The organism is Mycolicibacterium neoaurum (assembly GCF_036946495.1).
In the GTDB taxonomy this organism is placed as follows: Bacteria; Actinomycetota; Actinomycetes; order Mycobacteriales; family Mycobacteriaceae; genus Mycobacterium; species Mycobacterium neoaurum_B.
In genome coordinates this window covers 485,935-501,931 of record NZ_JAQIIX010000002.1, presented here as the reverse complement: position 1 = coordinate 501,931, position 15,997 = coordinate 485,935, and the positions used below count along the sequence as shown (strand labels likewise).

Annotated in this window: 17 protein-coding genes; 11 read left to right on the top strand and 6 right to left on the bottom strand. The window is 67.7% G+C overall.

What is annotated here, in order from left to right; translation table 11 throughout:
• Positions 1-3 precede the first annotated feature (3 nt).
• Both PGN27_RS07785 and PGN27_RS07780 read right to left on the bottom strand, forming a co-directional pair.
• Entirely contained in the window at positions 4-498 is a 495-nt protein-coding gene (locus PGN27_RS07785; RefSeq protein ID WP_335325637.1) for an Rv2253 family sensor-like surface protein, read from the bottom strand.
• Positions 499-619: 121 nt separating this feature from the next.
• Positions 620-1,159 (bottom strand): NUDIX domain-containing protein, encoded by a 540-nt coding sequence (locus PGN27_RS07780; RefSeq protein ID WP_335325636.1) that lies wholly within the window; start codon positions 1,157-1,159, stop codon positions 620-622.
• Positions 1,160-1,181: 22 nt separating this feature from the next.
• Here PGN27_RS07780 and PGN27_RS07775 point away from each other — a divergent pair, with 22 nt between their 5' ends.
• Together PGN27_RS07775 and PGN27_RS07770 are read left to right on the top strand one after the other, a co-directional pair.
• Positions 1,182-2,582, top strand: coding sequence for an acyl-CoA synthetase (locus PGN27_RS07775; RefSeq protein WP_335328665.1), 1,401 nt, complete (start codon positions 1,182-1,184; stop codon positions 2,580-2,582).
• A 246-nt stretch (positions 2,583-2,828) separates the two neighbouring features.
• On the top strand, positions 2,829-3,167 hold the full coding sequence (locus PGN27_RS07770; RefSeq protein WP_335325635.1) for a VOC family protein: 339 nt from the start codon (positions 2,829-2,831) through the stop codon (positions 3,165-3,167).
• Between the two features lie 73 nt (positions 3,168-3,240).
• On the opposite strand, the gene dapD is transcribed toward PGN27_RS07770, so the two are convergent.
• Entirely contained in the window at positions 3,241-4,185 is a 945-nt protein-coding gene (gene dapD, locus PGN27_RS07765; protein WP_335325634.1) for a 2,3,4,5-tetrahydropyridine-2,6-dicarboxylate N-succinyltransferase, read from the bottom strand.
• A 34-nt stretch (positions 4,186-4,219) separates the two neighbouring features.
• Between dapD and dapE the strand changes: the two genes are divergently transcribed.
• Together dapE and PGN27_RS07755 are read left to right on the top strand one after the other, a co-directional pair.
• The gene (gene dapE / locus PGN27_RS07760) at positions 4,220-5,287 is read left to right on the top strand and encodes a succinyl-diaminopimelate desuccinylase (RefSeq protein WP_335325633.1); all 1,068 of its coding nucleotides are present in this window, start codon (positions 4,220-4,222) and stop codon (positions 5,285-5,287) included.
• A gap of 106 nt (positions 5,288-5,393) precedes the next feature.
• A complete protein-coding gene (locus PGN27_RS07755) occupies positions 5,394-6,980 on the top strand; it encodes an ABC-F family ATP-binding cassette domain-containing protein (protein ID WP_335325632.1) in 1,587 nt (528 codons plus the stop codon).
• On the opposite strand, the gene PGN27_RS07750 is transcribed toward PGN27_RS07755, so the two are convergent.
• On the bottom strand, positions 6,977-7,759 hold the full coding sequence (locus PGN27_RS07750; protein ID WP_335325631.1) for a type VII secretion target: 783 nt from the start codon (positions 7,757-7,759) through the stop codon (positions 6,977-6,979). The genes PGN27_RS07755 and PGN27_RS07750 overlap by 4 nt on opposite strands.
• Positions 7,760-7,827: 68 nt before the next feature.
• Positions 7,828-9,048 (bottom strand): tetratricopeptide repeat protein, encoded by a 1,221-nt coding sequence (locus PGN27_RS07745; protein WP_335325630.1) that lies wholly within the window; start codon positions 9,046-9,048, stop codon positions 7,828-7,830.
• A gap of 24 nt (positions 9,049-9,072) precedes the next feature.
• On the opposite strand from PGN27_RS07745, the gene PGN27_RS07740 reads away from it, so the two are divergent.
• From PGN27_RS07740 to PGN27_RS07710, 7 genes are all read left to right on the top strand, one after another.
• Positions 9,073-9,663, top strand: a complete 591-nt coding sequence (locus PGN27_RS07740; RefSeq protein WP_472850850.1) for a cytokinin riboside 5'-monophosphate phosphoribohydrolase — start codon at positions 9,073-9,075, stop codon at positions 9,661-9,663.
• 9 nt (positions 9,664-9,672) lie between these two features.
• A complete protein-coding gene (fadD6, locus tag PGN27_RS07735) occupies positions 9,673-11,445 on the top strand; it encodes a long-chain-acyl-CoA synthetase FadD6 (RefSeq protein WP_335325628.1) in 1,773 nt (590 codons plus the stop codon).
• A 65-nt stretch (positions 11,446-11,510) separates the two neighbouring features.
• Positions 11,511-12,386 (top strand): dihydropteroate synthase, encoded by an 876-nt coding sequence (gene folP / locus PGN27_RS07730; RefSeq protein WP_335325627.1) that lies wholly within the window; start codon positions 11,511-11,513, stop codon positions 12,384-12,386.
• A gap of 127 nt (positions 12,387-12,513) precedes the next feature.
• Positions 12,514-13,422 (top strand): glucosyl-3-phosphoglycerate synthase, encoded by a 909-nt coding sequence (locus tag PGN27_RS07725; protein WP_335328664.1) that lies wholly within the window; start codon positions 12,514-12,516, stop codon positions 13,420-13,422.
• Between the two features lie 43 nt (positions 13,423-13,465).
• Entirely contained in the window at positions 13,466-13,822 is a 357-nt protein-coding gene (locus tag PGN27_RS07720) for a DivIVA domain-containing protein (RefSeq protein WP_335325626.1), read from the top strand.
• Positions 13,819-14,400 carry a DNA-3-methyladenine glycosylase I gene (locus tag PGN27_RS07715; protein WP_418888567.1) on the top strand — a complete coding sequence of 194 codons (582 nt, stop codon included), beginning with the start codon at positions 13,819-13,821 and terminating at the stop codon, positions 14,398-14,400. Before PGN27_RS07720 ends, PGN27_RS07715 begins: the two co-directional genes overlap by 4 nt.
• 166 nt (positions 14,401-14,566) lie before the next feature.
• Complete coding sequence (locus PGN27_RS07710; protein ID WP_003406247.1) at positions 14,567-14,734, top strand: DUF3117 domain-containing protein; 168 nt, start codon at positions 14,567-14,569, stop codon at positions 14,732-14,734.
• 31 nt (positions 14,735-14,765) lie between these two features.
• Here the strand turns inward: PGN27_RS07710 and glgA are convergent, their stop codons facing one another.
• Positions 14,766-15,929, bottom strand: a complete 1,164-nt coding sequence (gene glgA / locus PGN27_RS07705; protein WP_335325620.1) for a glycogen synthase — start codon at positions 15,927-15,929, stop codon at positions 14,766-14,768.
• Between the last annotated feature and the right edge of the window lie 68 nt (positions 15,930-15,997).

Here is a 15,997-nt window from a genome sequence, read left to right as displayed (position 1 = left end):
GCGTCAGGGAGCAGGGAAGGCGGCGGCCGGGATCAGCACGTTTCCGCGGCACGGCCCGCTCAGGATGTCGGTGTACCAACTGCCCTGCAACGAACCGTCGGGCTGCGGTGTGTAGGTGACCCACGACTGCGCGGGGCTGTACACCCGCGGCAGCCCCTCACCGCGGAAGCACTCCCACTGCCAGTTGTAGCTGAAGGTCCACTTGCCTGCGCTCCAGGTGTAGCGCTGCGGTTGCGGGATGGTGGGATTCGACGGTGCAGGCCCGTCCACGACGGTCGCCACACAAGCGGTTCCGCAAGCGGTGGCGAAGGTGTAGAGCGCCGTCAGGTCACCCTCGGGCTGGCGTGCCGCGACGCTGGTGCCGTTCTTCTGCGAGGCGTAACTGACGACCTGATAGCGACCGTTCCACCACTGGGCGGCCGCGCCGGCCGAGGGTGCGGGAATGAGGCCGGCCACCAGGAGGGCGGCAAGCACGGCGCACAGTCGACGGACCAACATCCCTTTCCCGTTTCAGTCGTGGAATCAGCTCTCCCCAACCGTAACTGCGGGTTCTGACAAAAATGCGGATCGTCATATCCGCTGCGTCAATTAGAGACCACATTGTGACGCAATTCCGGTGTCAATTCCGTTCGGACAGCAGGACCATGGCCCACGCGGCGATGGTCTGCGCGTCGGTGATCGCGCCCTCGCGGATCATCTGCTCGATCTGCGCGGCCGTGAACCACTCGCTGCGCATGTCCTGCTCCTCGTGCTCACGCTCGTGCGCACCCTCGTGCAATCCGGTGGCCAGGAACACCCAGCCGCGTTGGCTGCTCATGCCGGGGGCCACGTCCAGCATCCCCAGTCGCAGCAGGGATTCGGCCCGCAACCCGGTCTCCTCCCGTAACTCGCGGGCGGCGAGTACCTCGGGTTCCAGGTCGGCCAGATCGGGTGCGGTGCCCTGGGGGAATTCCCAGCGCCGCAACCCGATCGGATAGCGATACTGCTCCACCAGGTGGAACCGGTCCGCGTCGCGAGCGATCACGAGCGCATAGGTGGGCTTGTCGATGACGCCGTAGATACCCTCGCTGCCGTCGGGTCTGCGGATGGCATCCTCGCGCACCGTCATCCAGTTGTTGCGGTATACCTCACGACTGGACATCCGTTCGATGCGGGCCATGCCCAAGAGTAACCTCACAGGGGTGTTGCTGACCTCGCTGGACCCGGCCGCGGTGGCCGCCGGGCACGACCTGGCCGACGTCGTGCGCATCGATGGTGTGAGCCTGAGCCGCAGCGACCTGGTGGGGGCCGGCACCTCGGTCGCGGAACGGGTGGCGCGGGCGCAGCGGGTGGCCATCCTGGCCACCCCGACGGCCACCACGGTGCTGGCGGTCATCGGCTGTCTGATCGCCGGGGTGCCGTTCGTCCCCGTGCCGCCCGACGTCGGTGCCACCGAACGCGCGCATCTGCTGAACGACTCGGGGGCGCAGGCCTGGCTCGGCGAACTACCCGCCGAAACCGGAGGCCTGCCTCATATTCCGGTGCGCATGCACGCCAGATCCTGGCACCGCTACGCCGAGCCGGCGCCGCAATCGACGGCGATCATCATGTACACCTCGGGCACCACCGGGTTGCCCAAGGGTGTGAAGATCAGCAGGCAGGCCATCGCCGCCGATATCGACGGACTCGCCGATGCCTGGCAGTGGACGGCCGAGGACACCCTGGTGCACGGGCTGCCGCTTTTTCACGTCCACGGTCTGGTGTTGGGTCTGCTGGGTTCGCTGCGGATCGGAAACCGCTTCGTGCACACCGGAAAACCGTCACCGACCGGTTACGCCGAGGCGCGCGGTTCGCTGTACTTCGGGGTGCCCACGGTGTGGTCGCGGATCGCCGCCGACGAACAGGCCGCGCGTGCGCTGGCGGGTGCGCGGCTGCTGGTGTCGGGTAGCGCGGCCTTACCGGTGCCGGTGTTCGAGGAGTTGGTCCGGCTGACCGGGCATGCGCCCGTCGAGCGATATGGCAGCACCGAGTCCTTGATCACGCTGAGCACCAGGGCCGACGGTGAGCGACGGCCCGGGTGGGTCGGACTGCCGCTGCACGGGGTACAGACCCGCCTGGTCGACGAGGACGGCGCGCTGGTGCCGCATGACGGTGCGACGATCGGGCACCTGCAGCTCAAGGGCCCCACCGTGTTCACGGGCTACCTCAACCGCGCGGATGCCACCGCCGAGGCCTTCGATCCCGAGGGCTGGTTCCGCACCGGCGATGTCGCGGTGATCGATCCCGACGGGATGCATCGGATCGTCGGCCGCGAGTCGGTGGATCTGATCAAGTCCGGTGGATATCGGATCGGCGCCGGTGAGATCGAGACCGTCCTGCTCGGGTATCCCGGGATCGACGAGGTGGCGGTCGTCGGGGTTCCCGATGCCGATCTGGGACAGCGCATCGTCGCGTTCGTCGTCGGTGATGTCGAGCCGCAGGGAGTGATCAACTTTGTGGCCGAACAGCTTTCGGTACACAAGCGGCCGCGTGAGGTACGCATCGTCGACAGCTTGCCGCGCAATGCGATGGGCAAGGTGCTCAAGAAGGAGCTGGCGAAGTGACGGGGGAGTCGACCGGTGTCGTGGGAGACGGGCGTGAGTGAGGATCGCAGCGAGGGACGAGCGAGGACCGGAGCGAACGGGGGAGTCGACCGGTGTCGTGGGAGACGGGCGTGAGTGAGGATCGCAGCGAGGGACGAGCGAGGACCGGAGCGAACGGGGGAGTCGACCGGTGTCGTGGGAGACGGGCGTGAGTGAGGATCGCAGCGAGGGACGAGCGAGGACCGGAGCGAACGCGGGAGTCGACCCATGTCTTTGACCTTTGACGAGATCTGCATCGACGCCCATGACCCTGAGGCGCTCGGCCGGTGGTGGGCGCGGGTGCTGGACTGGCCCGCGCACACCGATGCCGACGGTGATGTGGTGCTGACCCCGCCACCCGGTCAGGGCCCGAAGTGGCTGTTCCTGGCGGTCGACGACGACAAGGTGGTCAAGAACCGCATCCACCTGGACTTCCGGCCCGACGATCAGGCGGCCGAGGTGGCTCGAGTGCTCGCGCTGGGTGCCACCCATGTCGACATCGGTCAGGGCGAGCAGAGCTGGGTCGTGCTGGCCGACCCGGAGGGCAACGAGTTCTGCATCCTCTGATCCCCGGCGAGCAGACGTAAAACTGCAGATTTCAGAGCGAAATCGACAGTTTTACGTCTGCTCGCGGGACTAACTAGTTGGCGTGCAGCGCCTCGTTGAGCGTGATGCCGGTGCCGTCGCGCTTGACGACCTCCACCGCGCCGGACACCGAGTTGCGGCGGAACAGCAGGTTATTCGACCCGGACAGCTCCTTAGCCTTGATGGTCTGGCCGTCGCCGGTGGTGACCTTGGTGCCGCCGGTGACATAGAGTCCGGCCTCGACGACGCAATCGTCGCCCAGCGAGATGCCCACCCCGGCGTTGGCGCCCAGCAGGCAGCGCTTGCCGATCGAGATGACCTCTTTGCCGCCACCGGACAGCGTGCCCATGATCGAGGCGCCGCCGCCGATATCGGAACCATCGTCGACGACCACACCGGCGGAGATACGTCCCTCGACCATCGAGTTGCCCAGCGTGCCTGCGTTGAAGTTGACGAAGCCCTCGTGCATCACGGTGGTCCCGGGGGCCAGGTGTGCACCCAGGCGGACGCGGTCGGCGTCGGCGATGCGCACCCCGGCGGGCAGCACGTAGTCGACCATCCGCGGGAACTTGTCGACCCCGTAGACGGCAACCGCGCCGCGGCTGCGGAGCTTGGCGCGCACCAATTCGAAGCCCTCGACCGCGGCCGGGCCGAAGTTGGTCCACACCACATTGGCCAGCAGTCCGAAGATGCCGTCGAGGTTGGCCTCGTGCGGCTTGGTCAGCCGGTGGCTGAGCAGGTGCAGTCGCAGATAGGCGTCATAGGTGTCGACGGGCTTGTCGTCCAGATCGGCGATGCTGGTGCGCACCGCCACGACCTCGACATCGCGATCGGCATCCGGGCCGGTCAGCGCGCCGAGGGACTCGGGCAACTCGGCCACCGACAGGCGCACCGTGCCGGCGCTTCCGTCGCCTGTCAGCTCGGGGGCGGGAAACCAGGTGTCCAGTACGGTTCCGTCGGCGGCGATGGTGGCCAGGCCGACGCCAGATGCGGCAGTCACGTCGCCCTACGTTACTGGACTAGCCTCAATGCTCATGGGGCTAGACCTGCGCGCCGACCCGATCGCACTGACCGCTGCCCTGGTGGACATCCCCAGTGAGTCACGCCACGAGCTGCGCATCGCCGACGAGATCGAAGCCGCGCTCCGGGCGCAGGCCCCGCACTTCGAGGTCATCCGCTCCGGGAACGCGGTGCTGGCCCGCACCAACCTGGGCCGCAGCTCCCGGGTGCTGCTGGCCGGGCACACCGACACCGTGCCCGCCGCCGAGAACGTGCCAAGCCGTCGCGATGGTGACCTGATGTACGGCTGCGGCACCTCGGACATGAAATCCGGGGACGCGGTGTTCCTGCACCTCGCCGCGACGATCGCCGAGCCCGCCCATGATCTGACCCTGGTCATGTACGACTGCGAGGAGATCGAGTCGAGCGCCAACGGACTGGGCCGCATCGAGCGCGAGCTGCCCGAATGGCTGGCCGCCGATGTCGCGATCCTCGGCGAGCCCTCCGGCGGTTTCATCGAAGCGGGCTGCCAGGGAACCATCCGCGTGGTGGCGACGGCCACCGGCACCCGCGCGCACTCGGCACGATCATGGCTGGGCGACAACGCCATCCACAAACTCGGCGCCGTGCTCGACAGGCTGTCCCGGTATCAGGCCCGCAGCGTGGACATCGACGGTTGCGTGTACCGCGAGGGATTATCGGCGGTGCGCATCGACGGTGGCATCGCCGGCAATGTCATCCCCGACACCGCCTCGGTGACCATCAACTTCCGCTTCGCTCCCGACCGCAGCGTCGAGCAGGCGGTGGCGCACGTGCACGAGGTGCTCGCGGGCCTCGACGTGACCTGCGAGACCACCGACGCGGCCGCAGGCGCGCTGCCCGGGCTGGCAAATCCCGCTGCGGCGGCGCTGGTCGCCGCGGCCGGGGGACAGGTGCGCGCCAAGTACGGCTGGACCGATGTGTCCCGCTTCGCCGCGCTGGGCATCGCCGCGGTGAACTACGGGCCGGGCGACCCGAACCTGGCGCACAAGGTCGACGAGCATGTCGACATCACCGCGATCACCGCGACCACCGAGACGTTGCGGGCGTATTTAACCGCTTGACCCGATGGGTAGCATGGTCTTCGTGCTGGGAATCGACGACATCTCCGGGTAAGTCCCCGAGATTTCTGCTGTCGTCCACCATCCTTTCTCTCCGTGGAGTTCCCGCATGTCTGTTGTGCTGTCCCATCTTTCGTTTGGTTGGCCCGATGACACCATCGTGTTCGACGAGTTGTCCTGTTCGTTCGGCCGGGGCCGGACCGGCCTGGTGGCGCCCAACGGCGCGGGAAAGACCACCCTGCTGCGGCTCATCGCCGGTGAACTGACGCCGACCGCCGGCAGCCTCACGGTCCACGGGGACCTCGGCTACCTGCCGCAGAATCTGCCGTTCCTGGCCCGGCACACGGTGTCCGACGTCCTCGGCATCACCGCGGCGCTGACGGCGCTGGATGCGCTGGCCGCGGGTGATGCGAGCGAGCAGGTGTTCGCCGCGATCGGTGACGACTGGGATATCGCCGAACGGTCGCGCGCCCAACTCGACCGGCTGGGTCTTGCGGACCTAAAGCTGGACCGGCCGCTGTCCACGCTCTCCGGTGGGCAGGTGGTCTCACTCGGGCTGACCGCGCAGCTACTGCGTCACCCCGATGTGCTGCTGCTCGACGAACCCACCAACAATCTGGATATCGATGCGCGGCAACGTCTCTACGCGGCTCTCGACGATTTCGGTGGATGCCTGCTCGTGGTGAGTCACGACCGGGTGCTCCTCGACCGGATGGACGGTATCGCCGAACTGCGCGACGGTGAGGTGTCGCACTTCGGTGGCGGGTTCACCGACTACCAGGCCGCGGTGCAGTCGGCACAGGAATTGGCCGAGAACAACATCCGCAATGCCGAGCAGGAACTCAAACGGCATAAGCAGCAGATGCAGCAGGCCAGGGAACGCGCCGACAAGCGGGCGTCCACCGCCAAGCGCAATCTCAAGGATGCCGGCCTTCCGAAAATCGTTGCGGGCAAGTTGAAACGGGATGCCCAACAGTCCGCGGCCAAGGCCGATGACGTGCACGCGCGACGTGTCGGTGACGCTCGTGACCGCCTGGAGGACGCCGAACGGGCGCTGCGCGAGGTGGACGTGGTCGCCCTCGACCTGCCCGACACCGAGGTACCTGCCGGCCGGGTGCTGTTCCACGGAACCGGCTTGTCCTCACCGGCTTTCGCGGATGTCGATCTGGACATCCGTGGACCGGAGCGCATCGCACTGACCGGTGGGAACGGAGCCGGAAAGTCGACGTTGCTGCGCATCATCGCCGGTGATCTCGAACCCGGTGGCGGCGTCGTGCAGCGTGGCGACGGGCGGATCGCCTACCTGTCCCAGCGTCTGGACCTCCTCGACGAGCGGGCCACGGTGGCCGACAGTCTGGCGGTATCCGCGCCCGGTCTGTCGATCACTCGGCGTCGGCACCTGTTGGCGCAGTTCCTGTTCCGTGGTGACCGCATCGACCTGCCGATCGCCGCGCTGTCCGGCGGCGAGCGGTTGCGGGCGACGCTGGCATGTGTGCTGTTCGCCGAGCGAGCACCCCAGCTGTTGCTGCTCGACGAGCCGACGAACAATCTCGATCTGGCCAGCATCGCGCAACTGGAGTCAGCCCTGAACGCCTACCGCGGCGCCTTCGTCGTGGTGAGCCACGACCCCAGCTTCCTGGACGCCATCGGCATCCAGCGGCAGTTGCGGCTGGCCGACGGGGTGCTGACGGCCTAGTCCACCTGCGGCCGCGTCGGCGCCGGCTGCGCAGGGGCGGGGGCCTCGACCGGCGCCCGCCCGAAACCGTCCTGTCCGCCACGAGCTTCCGTGTCGTCGCTGCGCTCGCCGGTCTCACGGCGTTCGGTGGGTTCGGCTCCGGTTTTCTCGGCGTTTTCCGAAACCGCCTTTTCCGCGTCCTTTAATTCGTCGCCGGAGGGTAGTTTCACGCCCGCGCCACCGGCAGCACCCGAGGCAGCACCCGCACCGCCGGCCGCCTGGACGGCCTGCTGGACACCCTGCATGATCTGCTGCGGAACCTGTTGCAGTCCTTGGGCCAGGCCCTGCAACGGTGCCGTGACGGACTGGGCGAGCTGGCCGACCTGTTGGCCGACCTGACCCATGATCTGCCCCATCTGGCCCATCGCGTCGGCCCCACCGGCACCCGCCGCACCGGCGGCACCCGCCCCGGCGGCACCGGGCTGGCGGCCGTCCAATGCGTCGGCTGCGGCCCGCAGCCGGCGGCCGCCCTCCTCGTCACCGCCGGCGTAGGCCCTGGCCGCCTGCTGCAACAGATCCGAGATGGTCGATGCCGAGGTGGAGGTGGCGCCCATCGCGCCGCCACGCCCGGTCAACGCCGACCCGAGCGCGGTGCTGACCGATGCGGCGATGGCGCCGTGGCTGTTGTTCACCCCGGTGCCATCGAGCGCGGGCAGTCCGACCAGCCCGGAGTTGACGTCCGAATGGGTCTGCGCATAGTTACGCACCCCGTCGGTCTGGACAGAAAACTGATCGGTCATGCGCGGCCCCCGTTCGATATCGCCATCATTCTATGGCGGCACCACGGCGGTGAGCTGCACGAATCTGCTCAGCTCGAACCAGCCTGCCGTGCCGCGTCGCGGGCCGCCGCACCCCAGCCCAGCCCGGCCCACCGTGCAGCCACCGATTCGAGTCCGGCGATATCACCCATCGACAGCGCGCGGGCATGCTCGGCGGTCAGCCGGCCGAACACACACTCACAGGACGCGCCGGCGATCGCTTCCGCGGCGCGGGTGTCGCCGAGGCGGACCGCATCGTGCAGTGCCCGTAATGCGACCGCCCGCTGCCCGCCTCGCAGCGCTGCGCGCGCCCCGTCGCGGGCGGCCCGCACCGCGCCCTGCTGGTCCCGCCGGGCCGCTGCGGTCCAGGCATTGGCCAGCGCCAACTCCGGAGCGAACAACATCGACTTCAAACCGTGCCGGGACTCGGCCCGCGACAGCGCCTTCGCCGCATCGACGGGCCGCCCCTGCTGAGCGTGGGCCTGCGCCAACAACATCCACGCCAGCGGTCCCCACGAGTACCCGGTCGTCGACAGTGCCGGCGCCGCCTCTCGCAAGGCCTCGACCGCCTCGTCGAGTGCCCCGCGGGCCATCGCGATATCGGCGCGCAACACCAGCCCGATCGCCCGCGATGGGCCGGTATCGCAGACCAACTCATCGGCCACTGCGTCGGCCGCACCGATATCGCCGGTCATCAGCCGTGCAGTGATCCGGCCGTAGGCCGAGGTGAAGCGCAGCACGCCGGGGTGTCCGGCGGCACCAGCCCTGGTCGCCAATCCGTCGACCCGATCGAAGCGGCCCATCCTGGCCGCGGACAGCCCGGCGGCCGCCGCGGCCCAGCCGATCGCACGGTCCTCGGCGTGGTCGCAGGACAGTACCGACTCGGCGATCTCCAACGCGCGCTGTGGGCTCCCGGCGTTCATCGCGAACGTACACAGCAATGCGTCGATCGTCACCGCCGAGGCGAGCCGGCCGCGGATCGCCCGTAAGAATGCCGTTGCTCGTTCTGGCTGATCGAGCATCCAGAACTGATTGGCCGCCCGCGGCAGGGCCCAGGCGATGAGCTCATCATCGGCAAGACCGGCGGGATCCACCTGCGCCAGGACCGCGTCGGCGTCGGTGCCCCGGCCCTGCCAGGCCAGCGCCTGAGCCAAGGTCAACAGGGCGGGCAGCGACGCACCGTCGGCCAGGGCGCTGCGCGCCTGTTCCTCCGCGGCGGCCAGGTCGCCACGGGCGAGCGCCGCGGCGGCAGCATCGACCAGATCCGGCACAGCGGCAGTCTAGGTCGAATCTGGATGGAACCTGGGCGAAACCGTCGGTACCTTCTACCCGTGCCCGAAACCCGACCCTGGGCCGTCTGCGTGTACTGCGCATCCGGCCCCACCCATCCCGAACTGCTCAAACTCGCCGGCGAGGTCGGACGGTCCATCGCCGACCGGGGCTGGACCCTGGTTTCCGGTGGCGGCAACGTCTCGGCCATGGGCGCCGTCGCCGACGGTGCTCGCCAACACAACGGAGCCACCATCGGTGTCATCCCCAAGGCACTCGTGCACCGCGAACTCGCCGACGTCGACGCCGACGAGTTGGTGGTGACGGACACCATGCGGGAACGCAAGCAGGTCATGGAGGAGCGCGCCGACGCCTTCATCGCGCTGCCCGGCGGGATCGGCACCCTCGAGGAGTTCTTCGAGGCGTGGACGGCCGGCTACCTGGGCATGCACGACAAGCCCATCATCATGCTCGACCCGTTCGGTCACTACGACGGTTTGCTGACCTGGTTGCGTGGGCTGGTGGCGACCGGTTACGTCAGCGAAGGTGCACTGGACCGATTGGTGGTCACCGCCGATGTTGAGACGGCTCTCAGCGCATGTCGCCCGAATCACTAAGGTGTGGTCATGAGTGACGACACGACGCGCACCAGCGTGGGACTGCTGGAAATCGCCACCAAACTTCCCGGCTTTCTCCGCGATGCCCCGGCCATCATCCGCGGCGTACTGACCGGCATGAGTGCCCGGCCCTCGGCCAAGACCTCCATCGGCAAGGTGTTCCAGGAGCGCGCCGCCCAGTACGGCGACAGGGTGTTCATCAAATTCGACGACCAGCAGATCACCTATCGCAAGGCCAACGAGACGGTCAACCGATATGCGGCGGTCCTGGCGGCCAAGGGTGTCGGACACGGCGACGTGGTCGGCATCATGCTGCGCAACTCGCCCGACTCGGTGTTGCTGATGCTGGCAACGGTCAAATGCGGTGCCACCGCAGGCATGCTGAACTACCACCAGCGCGGCAATGTGTTGGCGCACAGCATCGGCCTACTGGACGCCAAGGCGATCATCGCCGAGTCCGACCTCATCGAGCCGATCACCGAAAGCGGGGTTCAGACAACCGGTCTGACGACCGTGGAGGAGATGCGCCAGGCCGCGACCACTGCGCCCATCACCAATCCGGCGACGACTGCCGCGGTGCTGGCCGGTGACAAAGCGTTCTATATCTTCACCTCCGGAACGACCGGTATGCCCAAGGCCAGCGTCATGACGCATTACCGATGGCTGCGCGCGCTGGCCGGTTTCGGTGGACTGGGACTGCGGCTCAACAGCAGCGACACTCTGTACTGCTGCCTGCCGCTCTATCACAACAATGCGCTGACGGTGTCGGTCGGTTCGGTGCTGAACGCGGGAGCCGCACTGGCCCTTGGCAAGTCGTTCTCGGCATCACGTTTCTGGGATGACGTCATCCGGTTCGATGCCACCGCGTTCGTCTACATCGGGGAGATCTGCGGGTATCTGCTCAACCAGCCGCCCAAACCCACCGACCGGGCACACAAGGTGCGCGTCATCGTCGGCAACGGCCTGCGGCCGGCGATCTGGGACCAGTTCGTCGAGCGGTTCGGTATTCCGCGGGTCTGCGAGTTCTACGCGGCCAGCGAGGGCAACACCGCCTTCGTCAACGTCTTCAACGTGTCCAAGTCCACCGGCATCTGCCCGAGCCCGGTGGCCTATGTCGAATACGACCTGGACTCCGGCGAACCGGCCAGGGGTCCCGACGGGCGGCTGCGCAAGGTCAAGCGTGGCCAGCCGGGCCTGCTGTTGTCCAAGGTCAGCAGTTTTCAGCCGTTCGACGGCTACACCGACAAGTCCGCTTCGGAGAAGAAGTTGGTCCGCGACGCCTTCAAGGACGGCGACGTGTGGTTCAACACCGGCGACCTGATGCGTGCGCAGGGCTTCGGCCACGCCGCCTTCGCCGACCGGCTCGGAGACACCTTCCGCTGGAAGGGCGAGAACGTCGCCACCACCGAGGTAGAGGCCGCGATCTCGGCCGACAGCCAGGTCGAGGAGGCGACCGTGTTCGGCGTCGAGGTACCCGGAGCCGGCGGGCGCGCGGGGATGGTGGCGCTGCAGCTCAAGGACGGCCAGGAGTTCGACGGTGCGGCACTGGCCAAATCGGTCTACGCGCACCTGCCCGGGTATGCGGTGCCGTTGTTCGTCCGGATCGTCGACGAGTTGGCCCACACCTCGACGTTCAAGAGCCAGAAGGTCGAGCTACGTAAACAGGGCTACGGCGAGGACGTCGAGGACCCGTTGTACGTGCTGGCCGGCAAGGACGATGGTTACGTGCCGTTCTACCCCGAGTACGTCGACGAGGTCGTCGAAGGCAAGCGCCCCAAGTAGGTGAATCGGCCTCGGTGATTCCGCGTAGGCCGGGGACAGTCACGCGGCACGGCTAGCCTGGACGTGTGCAGCGGACCTTCCTCGGCCGCCCGGTCGCCGGTGACCGGGCCCTGATCATGGCGATCGTCAACCGCACACCCGACTCCTTCTACGACCGCGGGGCCACGTTCTCCGATGATGCGGCCAAGGAGGCCACCCACCGCAAGATCGCCGACGGCGCCGACATCATCGATATCGGCGGAGTGAAGGCCGGGCCCGGTCAGACCGTCGATGCCGACGAGGAGATCGCCAGGGTCGTGCCGTTCATCGAATGGCTGCGCGGTGCCTACCCCGATCAGCTGATCAGCGTCGACACCTGGCGTGCTGCGGTGGCCAAACAGGCCTGTGCGGCGGGTGCCGACCTGATCAACGACACCTGGGCCGGAGCCGATCCGGGGCTTCCCGAGGTCGCCGCGGAGTTCGGCGCCGGACTGGTCTGCTCACATACCGGCGGCGCGGTTCCCCGCACCCGGCCGTTCCGGGTCCACTACGGCATCACCGAGCGGGGCGTGGTCGACGAGGTCATCTCCGAGGTGACCGCCGCGGCCGAACGGGCACAGGCAATCGGCGTCGCCAGGGATCGGATCGTGATCGATCCGACCCATGATTTCGGGAAAAACACTCATCACGGTCTTAGTTTGTTGCGCCACGTAAAAGATCTTGTAAACACGGGATGGCCGGTCCTGATGGCCCTGAGTAACAAGGATTTTGTCGGGGAGACTCTGGGTGTGGGACTGACCGAACGCCTGGAGGGCACGCTGGCGGCGACGGCTTTGGCCGCCGCCGACGGGGCCGCCATGTTCCGGGTGCATGAGGTCGGCCCCACTCGGCGCGTGCTGGAAATGGTCGCGTCGATACAGGGATCGCGTCCGCCGACGCGCACGGTGAGGGGACTGGCATGACATACAGCGAGCAGCCGAACGCGAGATTGCACATGACGCTCAGCGAGCAGCCGAAGGCGGATCGCGCATGACTCTGATATCCGAGCTGACACCAGAACTGACCGATATCGACAAGACTGATGCGGTGGTGGGACACCCGTGGTTCGCGGACCACAGCTTCGGCCGTCCTTCGTGGACGGTCGAGGAACTCATCGAGGCCAAACGGGGTCGCACCGTCTCGGTGGTCCTCCCAGCGCTCAACGAGGAGGAGACCGTCGCGTCGGTGGTCGAGACCATCACCCCGCTGCTGGGCAACCTGGTCGACGAACTGATCGTGCTGGACTCCGGTTCCACCGACGACACCGAGATCCGCGCGGTCGCCGCGGGTGCCCAGGTGATCAGCCGTGAGGTCGCCCTGCCCGAGCTCGCACCGCGGTCCGGTAAGGGTGAGGTGCTGTGGCGCTCACTGGCCGCCACCACCGGCGACCTCGTGGTCTTCGTCGACTCCGATCTGATCGATCCCGACCCGATGTTCGTCCCGAAGCTGTTGGGTCCGCTGCTGACGGTCGACGGCGTGCACCTGGTGAAGGGTTTCTACCGGCGTCCGCTCAAGGTCAGCGGCAGCGAGGACGCCAATGGTGGCGGCCGAGTCACCGAACTGGTCGCACGGCCGTTGCTGGCCGCGCTGCGCCCCGAGCTCACCTGTCTGCTGCAGCCGCTGGGCGGCGAGTACGCAGGCACCCGTGAGCTGCTGACCTCGGTGCCGTTCGCACCCGCCTATGGCGTGGAGATCGGCCTGTTGGTCGACACCTACAACCGGTACGGGCTGGACGGTATCGCGCAGGTCAACCTGGGGGTGCGGACCCACCGCAACCGCCCGCTGACCGAATTGGCCAGCATGAGCCGGCAGGTGATCGCCACGCTGCTCGATCGGTGCGGCATCGCGGACTCCGGGATGGGGCTGACGCAGTTCTTCGCCGACGGTGACGACTACACGCCCCGCACGTCGACGGTGTCGCTGGCGGACCGACCTCCGATGAACACGCTGCGCCCGTAGTCGTCGAACGGGCTTGTCACACCGGTAGGGCAGTATCGATATCGTGACGCTGATATTGATGTACCTGGTGGTGCTGATCCTGGTCGGCGCGGTGTTGTTTGCCATCGGCAGTGTGCTGTTCGGCCGCGGCGAGCAGTTGCCCCCGCTGCCGAAGGCCACGACGGCGACGGTTCTGCCGGCCTCGGGGGTCACCGGCGCCGATGTCGACGCGGTGAAGTTCACCCAGGCCCTGCGCGGCTACAAGACCAGCGAGGTCGACTGGGTGTTGGACCGGCTCGGGGCCGAACTCGACTCGGTGCGTGGGGAGTTGGCGGCATTGCGGGCCGCCCACGGCATCGAGGACCCGAATGCGTTCCCGGCCGAGCATGAGGCCGCCCACGCCAGAAGCGAGCACCCGTGACCGCCGCCGAGGTGGACACGCGGATCCGGTGTGGCTGGGTACCAACGGATTCGACACCGAATGGGGTGCTCTACCGGGAGTACCACGACACCGAGTGGGGGGTGCCGTTGCGCGGTGAGCGTGCCCTGTTCGAGCGCGTCAGCCTCGAGGCGTTCCAGAGCGGGCTGTCGTGGTTGACCATCCTGCGCAAGCGCGACGGGTTCCGCCGCGCCTTCGCCGGGTTCGACCCAGAGCAGGTAGCGCGATTCACCGATGCCGATATCGCGCGCCTGATGGACGATGTCGAGATCGTGCGCAACCGCGCGAAGATCGAGGCCACCATCAACAATGCGCGTGTCATCGGCGATCTCGACGTCGACTTCTCGGATTTGCTGTGGTCCTTCGCGCCGGATCGGCGGCCGCGTCCGAAGGAGATGGCCGACGTCCCCGCGGTCACCGCGGAGTCGACCGCGATGGCCAAGGAACTCAAGCGCCGCGGCTTTCGCTTCGTCGGACCGACGACGGCCTATGCGCTGATGCAGGCGACCGGGATGGTCGACGACCATATTGCGACGTGCTGGGTGCAGAGTGTGGGATAGCTCGCCTCGATCCGGTCACGTTCCGTCAGTTTTGCCGGGTCTTTTCACACCGCGCCGTCGCGATAGGGAACAATAGGATGAGTTCACTGGCAATTCTGTGCCGGCACACGCCGGTCTTGATCGGGTCCGTTCCATGGCGGACCGGCTCACGCGGAGGGAGCACACGATGGCGGCGATGAAGCCCCGGACTGGAGACGGTCCATTGGAAGCGACCAAGGAGGGGCGCGGCATCGTGATGCGGGTACCACTGGAAGGCGGTGGACGGCTCGTCGTAGAGCTGACCCCCGACGAGGCGGCCGCCCTCGGCGACGAGCTCAAGGGCGTCACCAGCTAGGCAACGCCTTCGGTATCGCGCTGGCCGGCGGTCAGCGCGATACAGCCTGGTAGATGCGAAGCGTCTGCTCGGCGATCTGTGCCCAGGAGAATTCCTCGATGCACCGCTGTCGACCGACCGCACCGTAGCCGCGGGCGCGCTCGGGATCGGCGACGAGGGCGTTGACCGCGCGGGCCAAGCCGTCCTCGAAGCCACGGGCGTCCGCGGCGTCGTAGTGGACCAGCAGCCCGGTGCTCTTGTCGGCGACGACCTCGGGGATACCGCCGACATCGGACGCGACGACGGCGGTCCCACAGGCCATCGCCTCCAGGTTGACGATACCCAGCGGCTCGTAGACCGACGGGCAGACGAAAACGGCTGATGCCGAGAGAATTTCGCGGATCTTGGGTACAGGAAGCATCTCGCGAACCCAGAACACACCGGATCGTGCGGCGCCCAGTTCCTGCACCGCCGCGCTGACTTCGGCGGCGATCTCGGGGGTATCCGGCGCCCCCGCGCACAGCACCAGCTGGATGGCGGGATCGAACTTGTGGGCGGCGGCGACCAGGTGGGCCACGCCCTTCTGCCTGGTGATGCGCCCGACGAAGGCCACTATCGGGCGGGACGGGTCGACACCGAGCTCGGCGAGCACCGAGGCGCCAGGTTCGGGCGCGGCCGGGTACCAGACCGCCGTATCGATCCCGTTGCGCACCACGTGCACCCGATCCGGGTCCAACGCCGGATAGGTGGACAGGACGTCGTCGCGCATCCCGGAGCTCACGGCGATCACCGCGTCGGCCGCCTCGACAGCGGTGCGCTCCACCCAGGAGGACACCCGGTATCCGCCACCGAGCTGCTCGGCCTTCCACGGCCGCATCGGTTCCAGCGAATGGGCGGTCAGCACATGCGGAATACCGTGCAGCAGGGCCGCGAGGTGCCCGGCCATGCCGGTGTACCAGGTGTGCGAATGCGCCACCGTCGCAGACGCGGCAGCGTTGGCCATCACCAGATCCGCCGACAGCGTGGACAGCGCGGGATTGGCTGACTGCAGTGCGGGGTCCGGTTGGGCGACGATCGCGGTATCGCGCGGAGCGCCCATACAGTGCACGTCCACCTCGCACAGTCGGCGCAACTGCGAGACCAGCTCCGTCACATGCACACCGGCTCCACCGTAGATCTCCGGCGGATACTCCCGAGACATCATTGCCACCCGCATGGTGTGCACGGTAACGGGCAGGGGCGCACCAGCGCACCCCTGTGCGCTTTCTGGACATTGAGTGGATG

Bases quoted from the DNA above. Each gene is read 5' to 3' on its own strand.
- PGN27_RS07785 (WP_335325637.1), bottom strand. From the start codon at position 498: ATGTTGGTCCGTCGACTGTGCGCCGTGCTTGCCGCCCTCCTGGTGGCC.
- PGN27_RS07780 (WP_335325636.1), bottom strand. From the start codon at position 1,159: ATGGCCCGCATCGAACGGATGTCCAGTCGTGAGGTATACCGCAACAAC.
- PGN27_RS07770 (WP_335325635.1), top strand. From the start codon at position 2,829: ATGTCTTTGACCTTTGACGAGATCTGCATCGACGCCCATGACCCTGAG.
- dapE (WP_335325633.1), top strand. From the start codon at position 4,220: ATGGGGCTAGACCTGCGCGCCGACCCGATCGCACTGACCGCTGCCCTG.
- PGN27_RS07755 (WP_335325632.1), top strand. From the start codon at position 5,394: ATGTCTGTTGTGCTGTCCCATCTTTCGTTTGGTTGGCCCGATGACACC.
- PGN27_RS07750 (WP_335325631.1), bottom strand. From the start codon at position 7,759: ATGACCGATCAGTTTTCTGTCCAGACCGACGGGGTGCGTAACTATGCG.
- PGN27_RS07740 (WP_472850850.1), top strand. From the start codon at position 9,073: ATGGAACCTGGGCGAAACCGTCGGTACCTTCTACCCGTGCCCGAAACC.
- fadD6 (WP_335325628.1), top strand. From the start codon at position 9,673: ATGAGTGACGACACGACGCGCACCAGCGTGGGACTGCTGGAAATCGCC.
- PGN27_RS07710 (WP_003406247.1), top strand. From the start codon at position 14,567: ATGGCGGCGATGAAGCCCCGGACTGGAGACGGTCCATTGGAAGCGACC.
- glgA (WP_335325620.1), bottom strand. From the start codon at position 15,929: ATGCGGGTGGCAATGATGTCTCGGGAGTATCCGCCGGAGATCTACGGT.